14 protein-coding genes are annotated in these 15,589 nt (G+C 41.7%); 6 read left to right on the top strand and 8 right to left on the bottom strand.

Annotation, left to right across the window (positions count from 1 at the left end; all coding sequences use genetic code 11):
* Window positions 1-11 precede the first annotated feature (11 nt).
* The 4 genes from ACESMA_RS04450 to ACESMA_RS04465 form a co-directional block, all read right to left on the bottom strand.
* Window positions 12-3,146: a glycoside hydrolase family 2 TIM barrel-domain containing protein gene (locus ACESMA_RS04450; protein WP_372947567.1), complete on the bottom strand. Its 3,135-nt coding sequence runs from the start codon at window positions 3,144-3,146 to the stop codon at window positions 12-14.
* Window positions 3,147-3,741: 595 nt separating this feature from the next.
* Window positions 3,742-5,448 (bottom strand): IPT/TIG domain-containing protein, encoded by a 1,707-nt coding sequence (locus tag ACESMA_RS04455; RefSeq protein WP_372947568.1) that lies wholly within the window; start codon window positions 5,446-5,448, stop codon window positions 3,742-3,744.
* 96 nt (window positions 5,449-5,544) lie between these two features.
* The gene (locus tag ACESMA_RS04460; protein ID WP_372947569.1) at window positions 5,545-6,708 is read right to left on the bottom strand and encodes an outer membrane beta-barrel protein; all 1,164 of its coding nucleotides are present in this window, start codon (window positions 6,706-6,708) and stop codon (window positions 5,545-5,547) included.
* A gap of 21 nt (window positions 6,709-6,729) precedes the next feature.
* Window positions 6,730-8,442 (bottom strand): alanine/glycine:cation symporter family protein, encoded by a 1,713-nt coding sequence (locus tag ACESMA_RS04465; RefSeq protein ID WP_372947570.1) that lies wholly within the window; start codon window positions 8,440-8,442, stop codon window positions 6,730-6,732.
* An 82-nt stretch (window positions 8,443-8,524) separates the two neighbouring features.
* On the opposite strand from ACESMA_RS04465, the gene ACESMA_RS04470 reads away from it, so the two are divergent.
* Both ACESMA_RS04470 and ACESMA_RS04475 read left to right on the top strand, forming a co-directional pair.
* The gene (locus ACESMA_RS04470) at window positions 8,525-8,776 is read left to right on the top strand and encodes a hypothetical protein (RefSeq protein WP_372947571.1); all 252 of its coding nucleotides are present in this window, start codon (window positions 8,525-8,527) and stop codon (window positions 8,774-8,776) included.
* Between the two features lie 3 nt (window positions 8,777-8,779).
* Window positions 8,780-8,992 carry a PspC domain-containing protein gene (locus ACESMA_RS04475; protein ID WP_372947572.1) on the top strand — a complete coding sequence of 71 codons (213 nt, stop codon included), beginning with the start codon at window positions 8,780-8,782 and terminating at the stop codon, window positions 8,990-8,992.
* Here ACESMA_RS04475 and ACESMA_RS04480 read toward each other — a convergent pair.
* The 4 genes from ACESMA_RS04480 to pheT are packed head-to-tail and all read right to left on the bottom strand — an operon-like array spanning window position 8,964 to window position 12,952.
* Complete coding sequence (locus ACESMA_RS04480) at window positions 8,964-9,896, bottom strand: DMT family transporter (RefSeq protein ID WP_372947573.1); 933 nt, start codon at window positions 9,894-9,896, stop codon at window positions 8,964-8,966. The genes ACESMA_RS04475 and ACESMA_RS04480 overlap by 29 nt on opposite strands.
* A gap of 20 nt (window positions 9,897-9,916) precedes the next feature.
* Window positions 9,917-10,240, bottom strand: a complete 324-nt coding sequence (locus ACESMA_RS04485; protein ID WP_372947574.1) for a type II toxin-antitoxin system PemK/MazF family toxin — start codon at window positions 10,238-10,240, stop codon at window positions 9,917-9,919.
* The gene (locus ACESMA_RS04490; RefSeq protein ID WP_372947575.1) at window positions 10,237-10,464 is read right to left on the bottom strand and encodes a hypothetical protein; all 228 of its coding nucleotides are present in this window, start codon (window positions 10,462-10,464) and stop codon (window positions 10,237-10,239) included. The genes ACESMA_RS04485 and ACESMA_RS04490 overlap by 4 nt, the downstream gene beginning before the upstream one ends.
* Before the next feature lie 34 nt (window positions 10,465-10,498).
* A complete protein-coding gene (gene pheT, locus ACESMA_RS04495) occupies window positions 10,499-12,952 on the bottom strand; it encodes a phenylalanine--tRNA ligase subunit beta (RefSeq protein WP_372947576.1) in 2,454 nt (817 codons plus the stop codon).
* 385 nt (window positions 12,953-13,337) lie between these two features.
* On the opposite strand from pheT, the gene ACESMA_RS04500 reads away from it, so the two are divergent.
* The 4 genes from ACESMA_RS04500 to ACESMA_RS04515 form a co-directional block, all read left to right on the top strand.
* Window positions 13,338-13,544: a DUF2281 domain-containing protein gene (locus ACESMA_RS04500; RefSeq protein ID WP_372947577.1), complete on the top strand. Its 207-nt coding sequence runs from the start codon at window positions 13,338-13,340 to the stop codon at window positions 13,542-13,544.
* Window positions 13,544-13,933: a type II toxin-antitoxin system VapC family toxin gene (locus ACESMA_RS04505; RefSeq protein WP_372947578.1), complete on the top strand. Its 390-nt coding sequence runs from the start codon at window positions 13,544-13,546 to the stop codon at window positions 13,931-13,933. The genes ACESMA_RS04500 and ACESMA_RS04505 overlap by 1 nt, the downstream gene beginning before the upstream one ends.
* Window positions 13,934-14,297: 364 nt before the next feature.
* Complete coding sequence (locus ACESMA_RS04510) at window positions 14,298-15,056, top strand: zinc-ribbon domain-containing protein (protein WP_372947579.1); 759 nt, start codon at window positions 14,298-14,300, stop codon at window positions 15,054-15,056.
* A gap of 26 nt (window positions 15,057-15,082) precedes the next feature.
* Window positions 15,083-15,589, top strand: a 507-nt coding sequence (locus ACESMA_RS04515; protein WP_372947580.1) for a zinc ribbon domain-containing protein, incomplete at its 3' end; no start/stop codon positions are given.

A 15,589-nucleotide genomic window follows, 5' to 3' on the forward strand; every position in this document is an offset into this window, starting at 1 on the left:
AGTGAGTTTTTTTATTTACCAATGTTTATGCGCACATAAGTTCTGATTTCCCATTCGTTGCCGTTTTCAAATCCGATAGCATCCGGGTCGGGAACCAAAGCTCCACTCTCATCCAATTTTTGGGTGGGTGAGTAGCGCGGGGAATATTTGTCCAGCGTACGGTAAGTTGCCCGGATGCCAATATTGGTATCCGGAAGGTCGAACCAGTCGGGTTTGCGCAGTGAGGTTGAAAGATCGGCCATCAACTGGAGCGGGAACGTGAGGTTGTAGTCCCGGTGATAATCGTAAGGTCCCCAATCGTTTATCCGGGCGAAAGAGATGAGCTTCAACTCTTTGTAAATCATGCGTAAATCCATTCCGTAACGCCGGATGAGCCTATCATCACTACCGTTGGCCTGGGCATCGCCGGCATATAAACTGGCGATAAAACCAAAATCGTGATTCACTTTCGAAATTATTTTAGAGTGAACCTCCCATAAATCCTGTGCGGGTGCTGCGCCCGGGAAAGCAAAAATGGTGCGGCCATCTGGCAAAATTCCCACAGCGGCATCCTGCGTGGTGGGCAGATGGCGGTAAACTAAACCTAAGTTAAAGGCAAATTCTGAATCTTCAGACCGGTCGCTGTCCCAGTTGTACATCCAGGTACCGGGCGTAGGGTCGAAAGTGAATAGGATTTCTCCTGCAACCTGTTCCCTGTTTCCCCGAACCACAAATGGATCATCGAGAATATTTCTTGGTCTTCCGGGAGCAGGAACTTCTGCAGGAATTGGGCCTTCAAGCGGCTTTTGCCACAAAAAGTTCGGCGCAATCTGCAAATCTCCAATTAAATAAGTAAACCCTGTAAGAAAATTGTACTGGTTGCCGCTGCCGCTGTCTTTCAGTTTCCATCCGGTGAAAGTAATGGTCTGTTCGGCGCCACCCTGCGCTACAAGTCCCATGGCAGCCGATTGTGCATACCAGTTAAACCTGCCGCCTTCGTATGTGAATTTAATTTTTCCCCCGAAATTGTCCTGCGATTTTATTTCATCCTGATATACGGTGTAATTTCCTTCTTCGCCACGAACCACCTGAAACTCCCTTCCTTGTAGTGGTTGTCCGGCCCAAATTCCGCCCAAATCAACACCGAACTTGCCAAACTCCCTGTTCAGATACAACGTAAGCCGCCGGGTTTTTGGTTGCGGAATGGCAAACGAACTTTCAGTTAGACCAAGTTGTGCAAGGTCTTCATGAAAAATTCCGGTGAAGTTAAATTTTGCCAGGCTTTTGCTGTATTTCAGTAACAGGGCCGGATTGGCACCCCACCAGAGTTGCGGACCAAAAGCCAGTTTAAAATCACTGAAAATTCTCTTTCCCTCCATCTCAAAACCTGACGGCGCCACACCGTTATAAATATCGATATTGGGCCCGTAGTTGGCTTCAGGATAAAGACCAAAAAAGTCGCCTTCGTAACCCCAGTGGTAATGGCCTGTGCGGTAAAAACCATCGAGAGTAAAATATCTATGGTTCCACTCGTAACTTGCCCGGTAAACCTGAACCCTGTTTATCGATTCAATATTCAGGTTGCCGTCATCGCTGGTTACTTCAACCGGCCGGCCTCTGTTTTCATAAAAGATTTGATCTATTGGATTCTGCGCCACATTTCCCAATACATTTATTTCTGCGTTGGCCCTGAAATTGGGTGCAGGATTGGCCTCAAAACCAAAATAGAACGACTGCATCTGGTCAAATCCAAGTTTGTTCGGGAATGTATTGCTGCCCGGGTCGGCTTCCTCCGGGGTAGAAATTAAGCTACCGCCTGTATTAAATGTAGTGTATTGTGCGCTAAACCGGCTCAGACTGATTTTTTTCAGTTTTTCACCTTCCATGGCAGCTTTGTCGCCTCTCGCTTTAAAAACCGACTCCATAACCATAATGTTGCTGAAGTGCTGCTCAATGGTTTGCAAGGTGGTTCCTCCCGCATAAGGATTCAATTGGTGGGCTTCTTTTAATGCATAATACGCCGCCCTCGGAAACAACTGGTAAAATCCTTTTGAGTCGGTAGGACCTTTGGCGCATATCCCAAACCACTCTTCATTCATATTGTTTTCGCCTTCTTCGTAATCATATTGATATCCGCCATTTACCCATGAAGCATTGGCATCGTGAACATCCAGATTTCTGGTTTGGCCAAATTTCCACCAGCCATCGCTGAACTGAAAAGTAAAACCGCCCAGTGAATTGCCTGCTTTCCCGATTCCTGCCGCATTTTCGTAAATTTCTTTCCAGTTGTCCACATCGTATATGGCCTGTTCCTGCTGGGCCTCCTCCATGGTAATGGCATTAAAGGCATCAGCGCCAAATTCGGTAAGTAATGTCGGTTTTCCGTATTCATTTTTAACCCTGTCGAACAGGTCGGTAAATGAAATTCCGCGGTAAACATTTATGCCTAAAATGTCCACATCCTCACATTCTTCGGCAATAATATCGAGAAACAGTAAATCGCCGTTACAAATGGATACAGGATGATTCGGGTCAATGGATTTCATTTCAATTGCGGCCTCGTTGAATAATTGGTACATGTACCTGGCTCGCTGTGTCGATTCCCTGTCTTCCATAGGAATATCCTCGGTTTCGGCACCACCCCAGAAAAGTCCGTAGTTGTTTTCGTTGCCCAACAGGTATAAGAGCAGTCCCGGAGTGTTTTGATACTCTCCGGCCAGTTCTTTTACCTCCTTCAGAAGAAGTTCTTTTGTGCGGGGGTCAGAATACTCCGTATTGGGCACCCAGGCTCCATCGAGCGTAAGTCCGTAACGCCCGAAAGAGTGATTGAGCATGGTGTAAATGCCATACGTTTCGTAAATATACGTTATCCATTTGGGCTGAATGCCCGTGTAAACACGAATGGCGTTTACATTCATGTTTTTCAGCATTGACATTTCGTCGTCGAGTGCTTTTTTAATGAAATCGTCGGATTGATTCCACAAACTGTAGGAAAAATTGGTGCCGATGGGGAAATAATCCCAGTTCATGCCATTTACCATAAATGGCTCTCCGTCCACCTGAAGCCTCCATCCGTCTTCCTTTTCCACTACCGCCACCCTTTCGGCCTGCGCAAACAGGGAAACAGAAAAGCACAGAAAAATTTGAAATAAAATAAATTGTTTCATCTGATATATGTTTTGAATTGATTTAATCATTTTGACAAAGGACATTTCTTTAAATTTAGGTACTTTGAATTGAATCGTTGTATAAACATTTCATATACAAGTTTTTTTTAAGCATTCTTTCTAAAAAACAATAGAGAATTTATCCAATTGATACAGAGTTATTTGTGGAGTAAGGGGTTTTTGTTGTTTTTGATATAATATTTTTTGTGTGCTTATACTTTGTATATAAGTACTGTACTTTATACAAAATCAATGAATTATGATTTGATTTCAGGCTTAGGAATGAATTTCTGTAGTAACTTTTGTGGGAGAAGATTTATCAGAGAAGGTTTTTCTTAAAGGTATCGTCCTGAATTTGCAAAGAATCCTGAAAGGAATTTCTCAGTTAAGTCGATTTAGGTTTCAAACGTAGAAATACTCCGGAAAATTCTGTTTTGGTAAATAATACCACTCCATTTTGAACGGGTTGCTTACCCTGCCGGAAATCAGATTTTAGGCGAATTTTTTCCAGAAAAGTGATCATACCACGTCTTTCTGATAAATCTTCCTGGAAAAACAGTTAATATCATTACTTTAAAGGATTAATGCCGGTAGTTTAGTCTGTTTTATAGGAATACATTTGACTGTTGTATGCATTCAGATCGATAAAATAAAGTCGGTCTTCAAGGGAAAAAACAGAAACAAGGAGGTGATGGGGTAGTGGTAACGGTATTAATGAAACCGGAATCCATCTGTCGTTATCTATATCATACCGGTAAATTTTTTCTTCATAATTCAAGTCGCAAACATATCCGTTATCTTTATAGTTGAAGCCAAAAGAATGAGCACTGTAGTAATTTTTGCTGAAACTATTTTCTGCTTTTTCAATCCACGTATCATTTGTGTCGTCGTATTGAAATGTTTTTCCGTAGGTAACCATAAACACCTTGTTTTCACTTAAAAAAGAATATCCGAACGAATTTGTGAAAGTTTCAGGAAAATTATTCAGTTTTTCATATTTTTCTTCCGGGAAATTGCATTTCCAATGTTCTCCGTTGCCGGTAATTATATGTACAGCATCTCTGAATTTGAAGTATGTAGCATTGGAGAATTCAAAAGGTAAATCCTGCTTTTTATGCCATTGCCTGTTTTTTATATTGAACGACCATAGTTGTTTTTGTAAATTGAAATCCCAATGTCCTCCAACCAGATAAAGTGTATCGTTTAATACAATGTGCAAACTGTTTTCGTATCTGCCTGCAGGATGCGAAGCAGTCGTTTCCTCCCTCCACTTATCACTTTGCGGGTCGTAAATATGGATGACGTCTCTGAATTGTTCAAGCACATAAGCATTGTTGTTCCAGGTAAAAACCTCTTCATTTTGTATTGGGTATGCTATGCTTGTTTTTTTATCCCAAGCAGGTAAAATTGTGTAGCCTTCATCATATTCAGCGGATTTCAGACCATTCACAATTTTAATAATTGCCGGATATTCTTCAAACAGTGAAAAATAGGGCTGGGAAGGAACTACTGCCGTTATTTCAGAGTCACTTACAGTTGTTAAAAATGCCTTTTCCGTTTCAAAATAAATTTCTGTTGTTTTTCCGTTTTTGGTGAAATTTTTTCCTGAAATGGTTATGTACTCACCCGAGTAGCCTTTAAGTGACGAAATGTCGGTTATTTCCGGTCCTTTTACTGTAAATTTATCATGGCTTATAACCGAATCTTCACCGGCAATAATTTTTATTTGTGCCTCCCCAATAAATTCAGATTCAGGAATTTTAAACACAATGGTATCATTGCCCTGGTAAAGTATTTCGGCTTGCTTTTCGTTAATTTTAACTTTATTTCGGGAAGGATTGAGGCTAAAATACGAACCAGTTGCAGTCACGGTGGTGCCATCAAACCCCTCTGTCGGTGAAAAATTTTCTATAACCGGTGTTTTTGATCCTTCGCTCAAAAATTCAACATCATTTCCCAGAATCAGAAATTCAGGAGTTTGAATATAGGCTCTGTAAATGTAAACTTCGTTATTTTTCAGATCGGATGATACGCGTAATGAAAAATCATCTGTGTTTTTTACGTTTTTAACAGAATAAGTAAACTGGGCTCTGGAATTTCCCCATTTAAAACCATAATCTGTTATGGTTTCTTTGCCTTTATCCAGTATGTCAGCAATCAGTGTTACTCCGGTAGGATCAGTATTTTTTACAGGTTTCGAAATGACAACCGGAAATTCTTTGGATTGAATTTCTGCTTCCTGTTCACATCCGGTAAAAACCAGAATTAAAAAGAGAACGATATATGAAGTTGCCCTTTTCATACTATTAAAATTGTTTGTTTTCTAAGGTATAGTATGGAACTCGCATGTATTTTAATTATTCTCTTGGGCGTAAATATTTTACATGCTCGTTTCATGCTAAAAATTGAAACCTGTTATGAACTGCCAGTCCGAAAGTTGTAATGATCTTTCATCACCTGAAAGTCTGTTATGGCGGACTTCGAAAGAAAGCGATTTTCGGTAATTTAAATCATATTCCAATCCCCCTCCGAATGCAAAACCTGTCTGCCAGTTTTCAGGTCGGGGAGCATTTTGGTTGATATCATATTCAATCACACTTTCATGGATTTTCGTTTCTAAATAAATTGTATTGTTTTTTAGATTGTAATTTACAATGCCGCCAAAGTTTATAAAAGGCCTTATTTTAACAGACGGATATGTGTAGCGAAAGAGAAGAGGCATTTTCAGGGAACTCGTGTTAATAACAAGGTCCACTTCTTTTTCATCAATGTGCTCATTATGCAAATAACCATGAGTGGAATGAGATAGTTCAGCATGTAAAGAAAAATCAGTTATCCTTAATGGCAAATCTAAAAAAATACCATACATGAATGAACCTTCCGGGGAATAGTCTAACAGATTTAAATAATAGATTGCAGGATTGGAAGGAGATAAAAATTTTGAAAATTCATAACCCGCCAAAAAACCGAATTTAACATGTGGAAAAGGCTTCCTGACACAGTTATTGTATCTTTTTACAAACAGGGACAAGGAGTGTTTATTGTACCTGACCAGTTTGGCAGCATCCTTTACAGCATCGCAATCGACTGTATAAGTTTCCAGTTTATTTCTGAAATAGTCTGTACTACCTTTTTGTCCTTTGGGTATTTGCACTGTGCCGGTATTCTCTTTTTCAGCGAAAAAAGTCTGAATATGCTCATCCGCATAAAAATAAAGATTGGTTTTACCTTGTACCAGTTGTTCAAGAAATACCATTTTTGAGGTATCTCCAACAAAAATTCTTTTGGAGACAAATACACGATCTGAATTTAACCATGATATTTTTCGGAAAAACGGGACATATGTTTTGATAAAACCGTATTCTGTAATTTTATCAGGATACATTTTAATAATCTCATCACCTTTAATTAATTGCATGTATCTGGAGTTTATTACCTGACCTCCGTCTTTTATCGTTACTCCTGCGTTCATGCTTGTGTCGGTTTTGAAGTAGCCAATTTGGCTAAAAACCAGTTGTGGCAACAACCAGAAAAGAAAAGCAATACTGATTGATTTTTTCATTCTACTGGAAGTTAATGAGTGTCAGATTTTCGGTGTGTCCTTCCCCGGAAAATGTTCGTACCACTCTTTCCAGAAAAGTTGCACTTCGTTTTTCATCTCTTTGGCCAGTGAAAGAATGCCGATAAGGTTTGGAATAGTCATCAGGGCAATGGTAATGCCAGATAAGGTCCAAACGATGGTAGTGTCGGTAAACGAAGCCAGGAAAAACCCGAGTACATATAAAATGCGGTAATAAATAATGCCTTTAATTCCAAACAGGTAAGTCACAGCGCGGTCGCCGTAATACGACCAGCTAATGGCAGTAGAAAAGGCAAACAGCAGCAAACCGATAGCCACAATGTACTTGCCGTAATCGCCCAGCCAGCTTCGGGTGAACGCAACTGTGGTAAGCGGCGCACTGTGTAAAAGTGAATTACCCGTGAGGTAAACTCCCGCCTGGCTGACCAGTTTTCCCGAATTAAACGCAATGGTTCCGGTAAACGGCTCGTTGTTGGCCCAAACCATAACATCTTCGGCAACCGAGCGGGCGTGCAAAATGGTTGGCTGATTCTGAATGACACCTTCTGAAACTTCGAGACTTCCTGTAAGGAGCGTCAGACTGGCTTCTCCGGCCAGAAATTCGAACAACTTTTCCTTGTCGGCAGGATTGGATTCATCATATTCATTCTGCAACACCATCAAATCGGTTTCCTGGAAACGGTTGGGCAGTTTTTCGTTCCAAACGCCGGATGAAAGCAACACCAAACCGGTGAGCGAACAAATTATAATGGTGTCGATAAATGGTTCAAGCAGCGCAACCAAACCTTCTGAAACCGGTTCGTGGGCGCGTGCAGCCGCGTGTGCAATAGGCGCAGAACCCTGGCCTGCTTCGTTTGAAAAGAGTCCGCGGTTTACGCCCCGATTAAAGGCAAAAGCAATGCTTCCGCCCAGAAATCCTCCAACAGCAGCCGTTCCGGTAAATACATCGCCAACAATTGCCACAATAGACGGAATTATGTTTTGGAAATTGAAGCCAATAACCAGCATGGCGCCTGTAAAGTAAATCAGGGCCATAATAGGAACCAAACGCGAAGTAACCTTGGCAATTCGCTTGATTCCGCCAAGTATTACAAGTGCCAGCAACACCGATAAAACTGCCCCGGTAAGCACATGGTTCAGCCCGAATGTTTCGTACAGCGAATTGGAAATACTGTTTATCTGGGGAAGGTTCCCGGTGCCGAATGAAGAAAAAATAGTTGCGACTGCAAACAACGCCCCCATCACTGCGCCGGTTTTTATAACCTTTCTATTTTTCAGGTGAATGTTTAATCTGCTGCGCATATAGTACATGGGGCCGCCGGCAATGGAACCGTCGGAAGCTTTTTCCCGGTATTTGTGCGATAAGGTAACCTCCACGAATTTGGTGGTCATACCCACTGCCGCAGTTACCAGCATCCAGAAAAGTGCAGCCGGTCCGCCCAGGTGAATGGCCAGTGCAACCCCTGCAATATTCCCGGTACCAACTGTTCCCGAAAGGGCAGTGGTTAAAGCCTGAAAATGAGAAGTATCACCCTCGTCACCTTTTTTGTCGAATTTTCCGCGAACAATACGAATGGAATGCCGCAGATAGCGGAACTGTGGAAATTTCAGATAAATGGTAAAAAACAGGCCGGTGCCAAGCAATAAAAAAACGAACCATTGTGATCCGCCAATTTGGTTATCGATTAGTGATAAGAAATTGTTCAATTCGTTCATTTCAGGTTCATTTTTTTTAATTCCGGCTAAAAATAGCAATCTATTTCATAAATTAGCAACATAATTTTTAAAAGTAAGTATCATGTTACCCAGATTTCTTTTAGCCGACAATTCTTTGGAAACACCCGAAACCATTTTTGTGGTGCACACCGAAACACCGCGTTTTATTATTGAAGCCGACATCGACGACTTTGAAAACAACCAGCAAATCCATTGGATTGACGGTGAGCCGGGCGATGAAGATTTGATTGCCCAATTAATTAACGAAGCCGAAGAGTTTCTGGAAAAAGAGTTTGAAAACGAAGAATTTTTGGACAGCGACGAAGAAGAATAAGTTATGGAAACCACAAGTCAGCCTAAAAAACTTTACCGCTCGCGCGACCGGATTCTGGGTGGTGTGTTAGCCGGATTTTCAGAATACATTTATGCCGATAAAACTGTGGTACGTCTGGTTTATGCCCTGGTTTCCATTTTATCTGCCGGTTTTCCCGGACTGCTGATATACATCATCGCCTGGATTGTTATTCCTGAGAAGCCCCTGGAGCATTAGCCCTGGGTTTTTTCGACTTTTTTACCACCAGAAACGCGCCCGAAATAACCAGCGAGGCGCCAAAAATGGTAAAGGGTGAAAATCGTTCGTGTGCAATCCAGTCCACGCTCAGGTAAGTCAAAATTCCCATCGTAATAAAGGTAATGATTGGGTTCAGGAAAATAATGACACTCACTTTGCTGGCTTCGATAAAACGCAGGGCCTGAGCCAGGCTACTGTAGGCGATTAGCGTATTCAATCCAAGAAAAATCAGCAGCAGCCACCAGGTCCAGTGCAGTTGAAAAACAGGTGCCAAATTGATTACCGGCAGGTAAATGAGGGTGGGGAGGCCAAACAGAAACAGGTTGAGCATGGGTGCAGAATATTTTACTACCAGTTTTTTCTGCATCACGGCGTAAACCGTCCAAGCCAGGGCGCCGCTTAATGTGAACAATACCCCCAGATTATATTGTTCTTTTCCTTCGAAAAATGCCCGGAGCTGGTCGTTGTAAAAAAAGGCAAAACCGGAAAGGGCAACAAAAAATCCAATCATCTGCAGCCTGGAAAGTTTTTCCTTAAAAATGACAAACCCCGAGAGTGCCAGCATCATGGGGCCAAACTGGATAAAAAGTTGTGCATTGCTGGGCGTGGTATATTGAATGCCCAGCATAAAACCCAGATAATTCCACGAAAGTGCCAGTGCAGCAATAACAAGCAGCACCGGCGGTTTTACCAGAATTTTCAATGACCGCGGATTTCGGTATAATTGCCAGCCCAGCAAAATGGTAAATGCCACAAAAAACCGGAACCAAACGATGGTTTTCGGGTCCACTTCGCGCACAGCCACCTTCAGGGCAATAGCCAGAAAACCCCAGAAAAAGGCGGTAACTGCCGCGTAAATGACTCCTTTTGTTTGATTGGACATTCGTTTTTAGCTACCAATGATTATTTATTCAATTGAAGAATTTCTGCCAGATTTATATTGATTTGACGAATGTGTTTGTCCTCAAGAGTTCCAATCCGGCCCCAAACCAGGTCTTTGTCTATGGTGGCAAATTTGGACAACCGGATTAACGATTCCTTTTTCAACCCATTGTCACCGGTTGGCGGAACCACAACGTCATAGATTTCTTTCCACCTAATTTGAGTTGTGATGAAACAAACGGTTACCTCAAAATCTGATTCGATGAGAACCAATGCCGGACGGTATTTATTTCCCGAAAGGTCGGTAAAAGGAAACGGAACCAGAATGATGTCACCTTTTCTCACCGGTACTTTTCTTTTAAATCATTCACCGAATACAAATCTTCCTCATGTTTCAGGTATTCAAAAGTTTTTGAATCAGAAGTCAGTTTTTGAATGCCTTCAACAAGCAGTTTGTCATCAATCCGGCTGATAACAAAATCAACAAAGTCCTCAACCTGCCGGAGTTTGTCCAGCGGCAGCCGATTGAGTTTTTTAACTGTCTCATCTATGATTGTTTCCCGTTCCATCTTTTTTCTTTTCCGTAAAGTTAAAAAGAAAACACTACTTCCGCAATTCGGCGCCCAGCTCGCGTTCGAATGTTGCCACCAGCTTTTGCATGGTTTTGTCAATCTGTTTGTCGTTGAGCGTGCGCAAATCGTCGCGCAGAATGAAACTTACGGCGTACGACTTTTTACCTTCGGGAATGCCCTGGCCTTCATACACATCGAACAGTTCCACTTCGCGTAAAATTTTGCGTTCGGTTTTTTGGGCCAGTTCCTCAATCTGCTGAAACTTCACCTGCTTGTCGATGAGCAGGGCCAAATCGCGGCGCACGGCAGGGAATTTGGGCAATTCCTGAAATTCCACCTTGTGTTTTCCCCGTCGCATCATCACCGCTTCCCAGTTGAAATCGGCATAATAGACCGGTTGTTCCACCTCGAATTTTTTCAGAAATATTTTGGCCACAATGCCCAGTTCCAGCACCGTTTTGTTGTTTTCCACGTAAGTCAAACCTTCGGAAAACAGTTCGTTCTGAGTTTCCGAAACTTTCAACATGCTGAGCACGAACCCCATTCGTTTCAGGATGTTTTCTGCAACGGATTTCAACTGGAAAAAAGAAGTGGGTTGTTGTTCGCCGGTCCAGCTTTCGGCTGTTTTGGCGCCGGAGATAAACAATCCGAGGTGTTCTTCCTCGCGGTAATTTTTTAACGGATTTTCTTTTAGTTCGGTTCCCCTGAAAAAGTAGCAGTTGCCGAATTCGTACAGCTTCAAATCTTTGTTCTGGCGGTTGGCGTTGTAAGCCACACATTCCAGTCCGCCGAAAAGCAAGGTCTGGCGCATACCTTTCAGGTCGGCGCTGAGCGGGTTCAGCAGGTTCACGGTCTGTTCGGCTTTGTATTGTTCCAGCCCTTCGTAATAGCCGGCTTTGGTGAGCGAGTTCGACCATATTTCGTTGAATCCCTGTGCCGTAAGCATTTCGGCCACCAGATTGCGCACCTGGTCGGGGTCGGGTTGCTGGGCATACTGCAGCGAGGCTTTTACCAGCGACGGAATTTCCACGTTGTTGTAGCCGTAAATGCGCATGATTTCCTCAATCACATCGGCTTCGCGCGTTACATCTACGCGGTAGGGCGGCACCCGCAGCAACAAACCGGTTTCGGTTTCGTTCTCCATCTCAATTTCCAGCGAGGCAAGGATATTTTTGATGGTTTCGGCTCCCAAATCTTTTCCCACCAGCCGGGTGATGTTTTTGTAACTCACCTGAACTTTAAAGTGTTCTGCCGGTCGCGGATAGACATCAACAATTTCCGAAGAGATGGTTCCGCCGGCGATTTCCTTGATGAGCAAGGCCGCCCGTTTTAGTGCATAAATCACGCCGTTGGGGTCGGTACCGCGTTCGAAGCGGAAAGAGGCGTCGGTATTCAGTCCGTGGCGGCGGGCCGTTTTGCGGATGAAAACCGGGTCGAACCAGGCGCTTTCCAGGAATACGTTTTGGGTATTTTCCTTCACACCCGATTGGATGCCGCCAAATACACCTCCAATGCACATGGGTGTTTCGGTGTTGCAAATCATCAGGTCGTCTTCGTGCAGTTCGCGTTCCACTTCGTCAAGCGTAGTGAACTTTGTTCCGGCAGGCAGCGTTTGCACCACCACTTTTCCGCCGGTAATTTCGGCGGCATCGAATGCGTGTAGCGGCTGGCCGGTTTCAAAAAGCACGTAGTTGGTAATGTCCACCACGTTGTTGATGGGCGTGTGGCCGATGGCTTTCAGCCGGTTTTTCAGCCAGCCGGGCGACTCCTTCACGGTTACGCCCGAAATGGTAACTCCGGAGTAGCGTGGGCACGCTTCCGGGTTTTTTATTTCCACAGGAATTTCCAGGATGTGGTTGTCCGTTTTGAAATGGTCAACCGGAATGCGCTGGTATTTTGTGGGTTTTGTTTTATTCAGAAAAGCGGCCAAATCGCGGGCTACGCCAATGTGCGAACCGCCGTCGATGCGGTTGGGTGTAAGGTCGATTTCAATTACCCAGTCGGATTTGACATTGAAATATTCTTTTGCAGACGAACCTATTTCCACCGAATCTGGCAATACAATGATGCCTTCGTGGTCGGTGCCGATGCCGATTTCGTCTTCGGCGCAAATCATGCCTTCGGACACTTCGCCGCGGATTTTTACCCGTTTCAGCGTGAGTTCCTGGTCGCCCATGTAGAGCGTGGTGCCAACAGGAGCCACTACAACCTTTTGTCCGGCAGCCACGTTGGGCGCACCGCACACGATGTGCAGCAGCTCTCCGGCGCCAATATCAACGGTGGTTTTACTCAGGTGGTCGGAGTTGGGGTGTTTTTCGCAGGTAATTACTTTACCCAGCACCAGTCCTTCCATGCCGCCTTTTACGGTTTCCACCTCTTCCACGCCGGCCACTTCCAGACCGGTTTGCGTTAAAATTTTTGCCACCTCTTCGGGCGATTCATCCAGATTGATGTAATCTTTTAACCAGTTGTACGATATCTTCATGTTTAAAAATGCTTTGCCGTTTTACGAAGCCACAAAAATAGAGATTTTATACGGAAAGCGGGAGGATGCCAGAGAATTTGTTTAAAATGGTTAACGGAGGAATTTCGACAAATTTCGTGTTAACAGCATAATTTAAATATTTTGGTGCGCTGCACCTTTCTTCCTCACCATGAAATCATAATACTACAAATATTATCGCGGCTCTACCGCTTTTACTGCGAATGATTGAAGCACTATCATTCAGGAAAAAGATTGGTGCAGAGCACCCAAATATTTGTAGTACAGAAATTGACATTTGAAAATAAGGTGCAGCGCACCGGAATATTAATGAACATTCTTTTTGAATTTTTAATATCTTTGGACTAAATCATTATTATTATTGGTTATGACAGATATTCAACTCTATACCAAATTGTCCGGTTTGCCGCTGAGTTTAAAAGCGGAGGTCTCAGACTTTATTGATTTTCTCAAAGAAAAGAATTTTAAGAAGCCAGGCAAAATGAAAAAAAGAGTTCCGGGCAAAGCAAAGGGACTTATAAAAATGAAAAGCAATTTTGATGACCCCATCGAAGGATTCAAAGAATATATGTAATGGAGCTATTAATTGACACCCATACTGTAATCTGGTTTATTACTGAAGACAAAAAATTACCCACAAATACAAAACGAATTATCGAGGATGTTGATAATAAATGTTATGTGAGTATTGCTACTTATTGGGAGATAGCAATAAAACAGTCGCTTGGGAGATTAGATTTGAATTCTGATTTGGAAAAAATATTCCGAATTATTGAAGAAACGGGATTTGAGGTATTGCCAATAACCGTGAAACAAATTCTTGAGAATGCGAAATTGGATTTCCATCATCAAGACCCATTCGACCGAATAATAATAGCCCAGGCCATTCATGAGAATCTGTCAATTGTTACAAAGGATTCTCAGTTCAGGAAATATAAGATACCTCTGGTCTGGGAAAAATAGGAGCGGTAAGCCTGGATTAGATCGTGCCAGCCTGCGATTTTACGTAGCCTTCTAAAACTTTCATATTTCTATGTGCTTTCTTTTGGTTCTTTTGGCGACTTTGCCTAATTTAGCTCCCGTAAAATTTTAAAAATCAATAAACGACCAAAAACCTATGTTGAAATCCGAACAGATAAACCACCAGCAAATTCCTGCCATCCTTTATTTCATTTTTCAAAAACCGATAAAGGTAGGATTAAATTATAAAATACCGAAGGATGATACTATTTCTTCCTGGCAGAAATATTGTATAGTATTGGATTACAGACTACATAGTTGGCGTTCATTGTAAATTTTAAAATAATAACAATTAAAATCAATCTTAATGATTTGTATAAAATGCAATAAACAAATAGACGATGATTCAAAATTCTGTATTCATTGCGGTTCAGTGCAGAATCAAAATACGGCTCAACGAGAAATTTCTAATGCAGATGTTAAACTAGGACAGACTTCTAAAAATAATCATACATTAATAATTATTCTTGGAGTTCTTACAGTGATTATAATTATCGTTTTGACTGTTTCAAATTCAGAAAAAAGAAAATCGACATATTCAAATAATATTAACAACTCACAGACAGAAACAGCTACAATAGATAAAACTGATGCAAAAAAAGATACTCCCAATCAAATAATTGAAAGCGAGAAGAACATTAGCAAATCAGTTAAAGACTTTTTTTTTAATAAAACTTATCAATTTGATGGGCAATCTTATGTTTTCAATAATGGTAAATTTGAATCAGATTTACCTGCTTATGCTGATTTAGAGAATATAATTAAAACAAACTTTTCAGGCCTTTCTAATGAATATACTTTGTATTTCTATGGTGCATGGGGAGGAGGAAATTCAGGATGGGGCTATGTATTGGTTGTACGTATTCAGCAAAATCAGATAATTAAAATATTTGAAACTAGTTGCTCACAAGCGCCGATTATCAATGAGAATGAAATGTCAATTATACATTATAAGTGGTTAGAAGATGACCCTCATTGTTGCCCTAGTCGTCAAGTTATTACAAAATATGTATGGGAAAATTCAAATTTTGTAGTTAGCTCTAAACATGAAGAAAAAAAGGATTAAATATTATCTAACTAATACCAAATGAAATGTATTGTAAAAAATGTGGCTCTCAATTAAATGAAAATTCAACCTTTTGTAAGTATTGTGGTGCTTCTCAAACGAGTGTCACAGCATCTGTCGAAATAGCCAATGAAGTTGGTGAGACCTCAACAGAAGACCAAAAAAGTATAATTACAAAACATAAAATATTCCATAGCGACTCAGAAATTTTAATCGACACTTTAGGTAGTGGTTTTTTAAGTTCACTCTTCGCTCAAAAAAGTTTCAGTAAATCAATTGTGATTTGTTCCAACAAAAGAATTTATCAAAAAGGTAAGCTGTTTCGTCGAAATCCTAGTGGTAAAATTACTTACTATCATGGTGAACAATGTGTTGATTTAAGGGAAGTGACAGGAATAAGCTTTCTGGTTGATGACCCTGTGAATAGATTGGTTTTTTCCTTCATTTCACTTTTTGGCGGAATTATAGGATTAGTATTAGCATCTGAGCAGAGAGGAGATATAGCGATTGCTTTAACATTCATTTCTGGAGCC

Origin of the sequence: Mariniphaga sp. (assembly GCF_041687215.1) — a bacterium.
GTDB lineage: Bacteria > Bacteroidota > Bacteroidia > Bacteroidales > Prolixibacteraceae > Mariniphaga.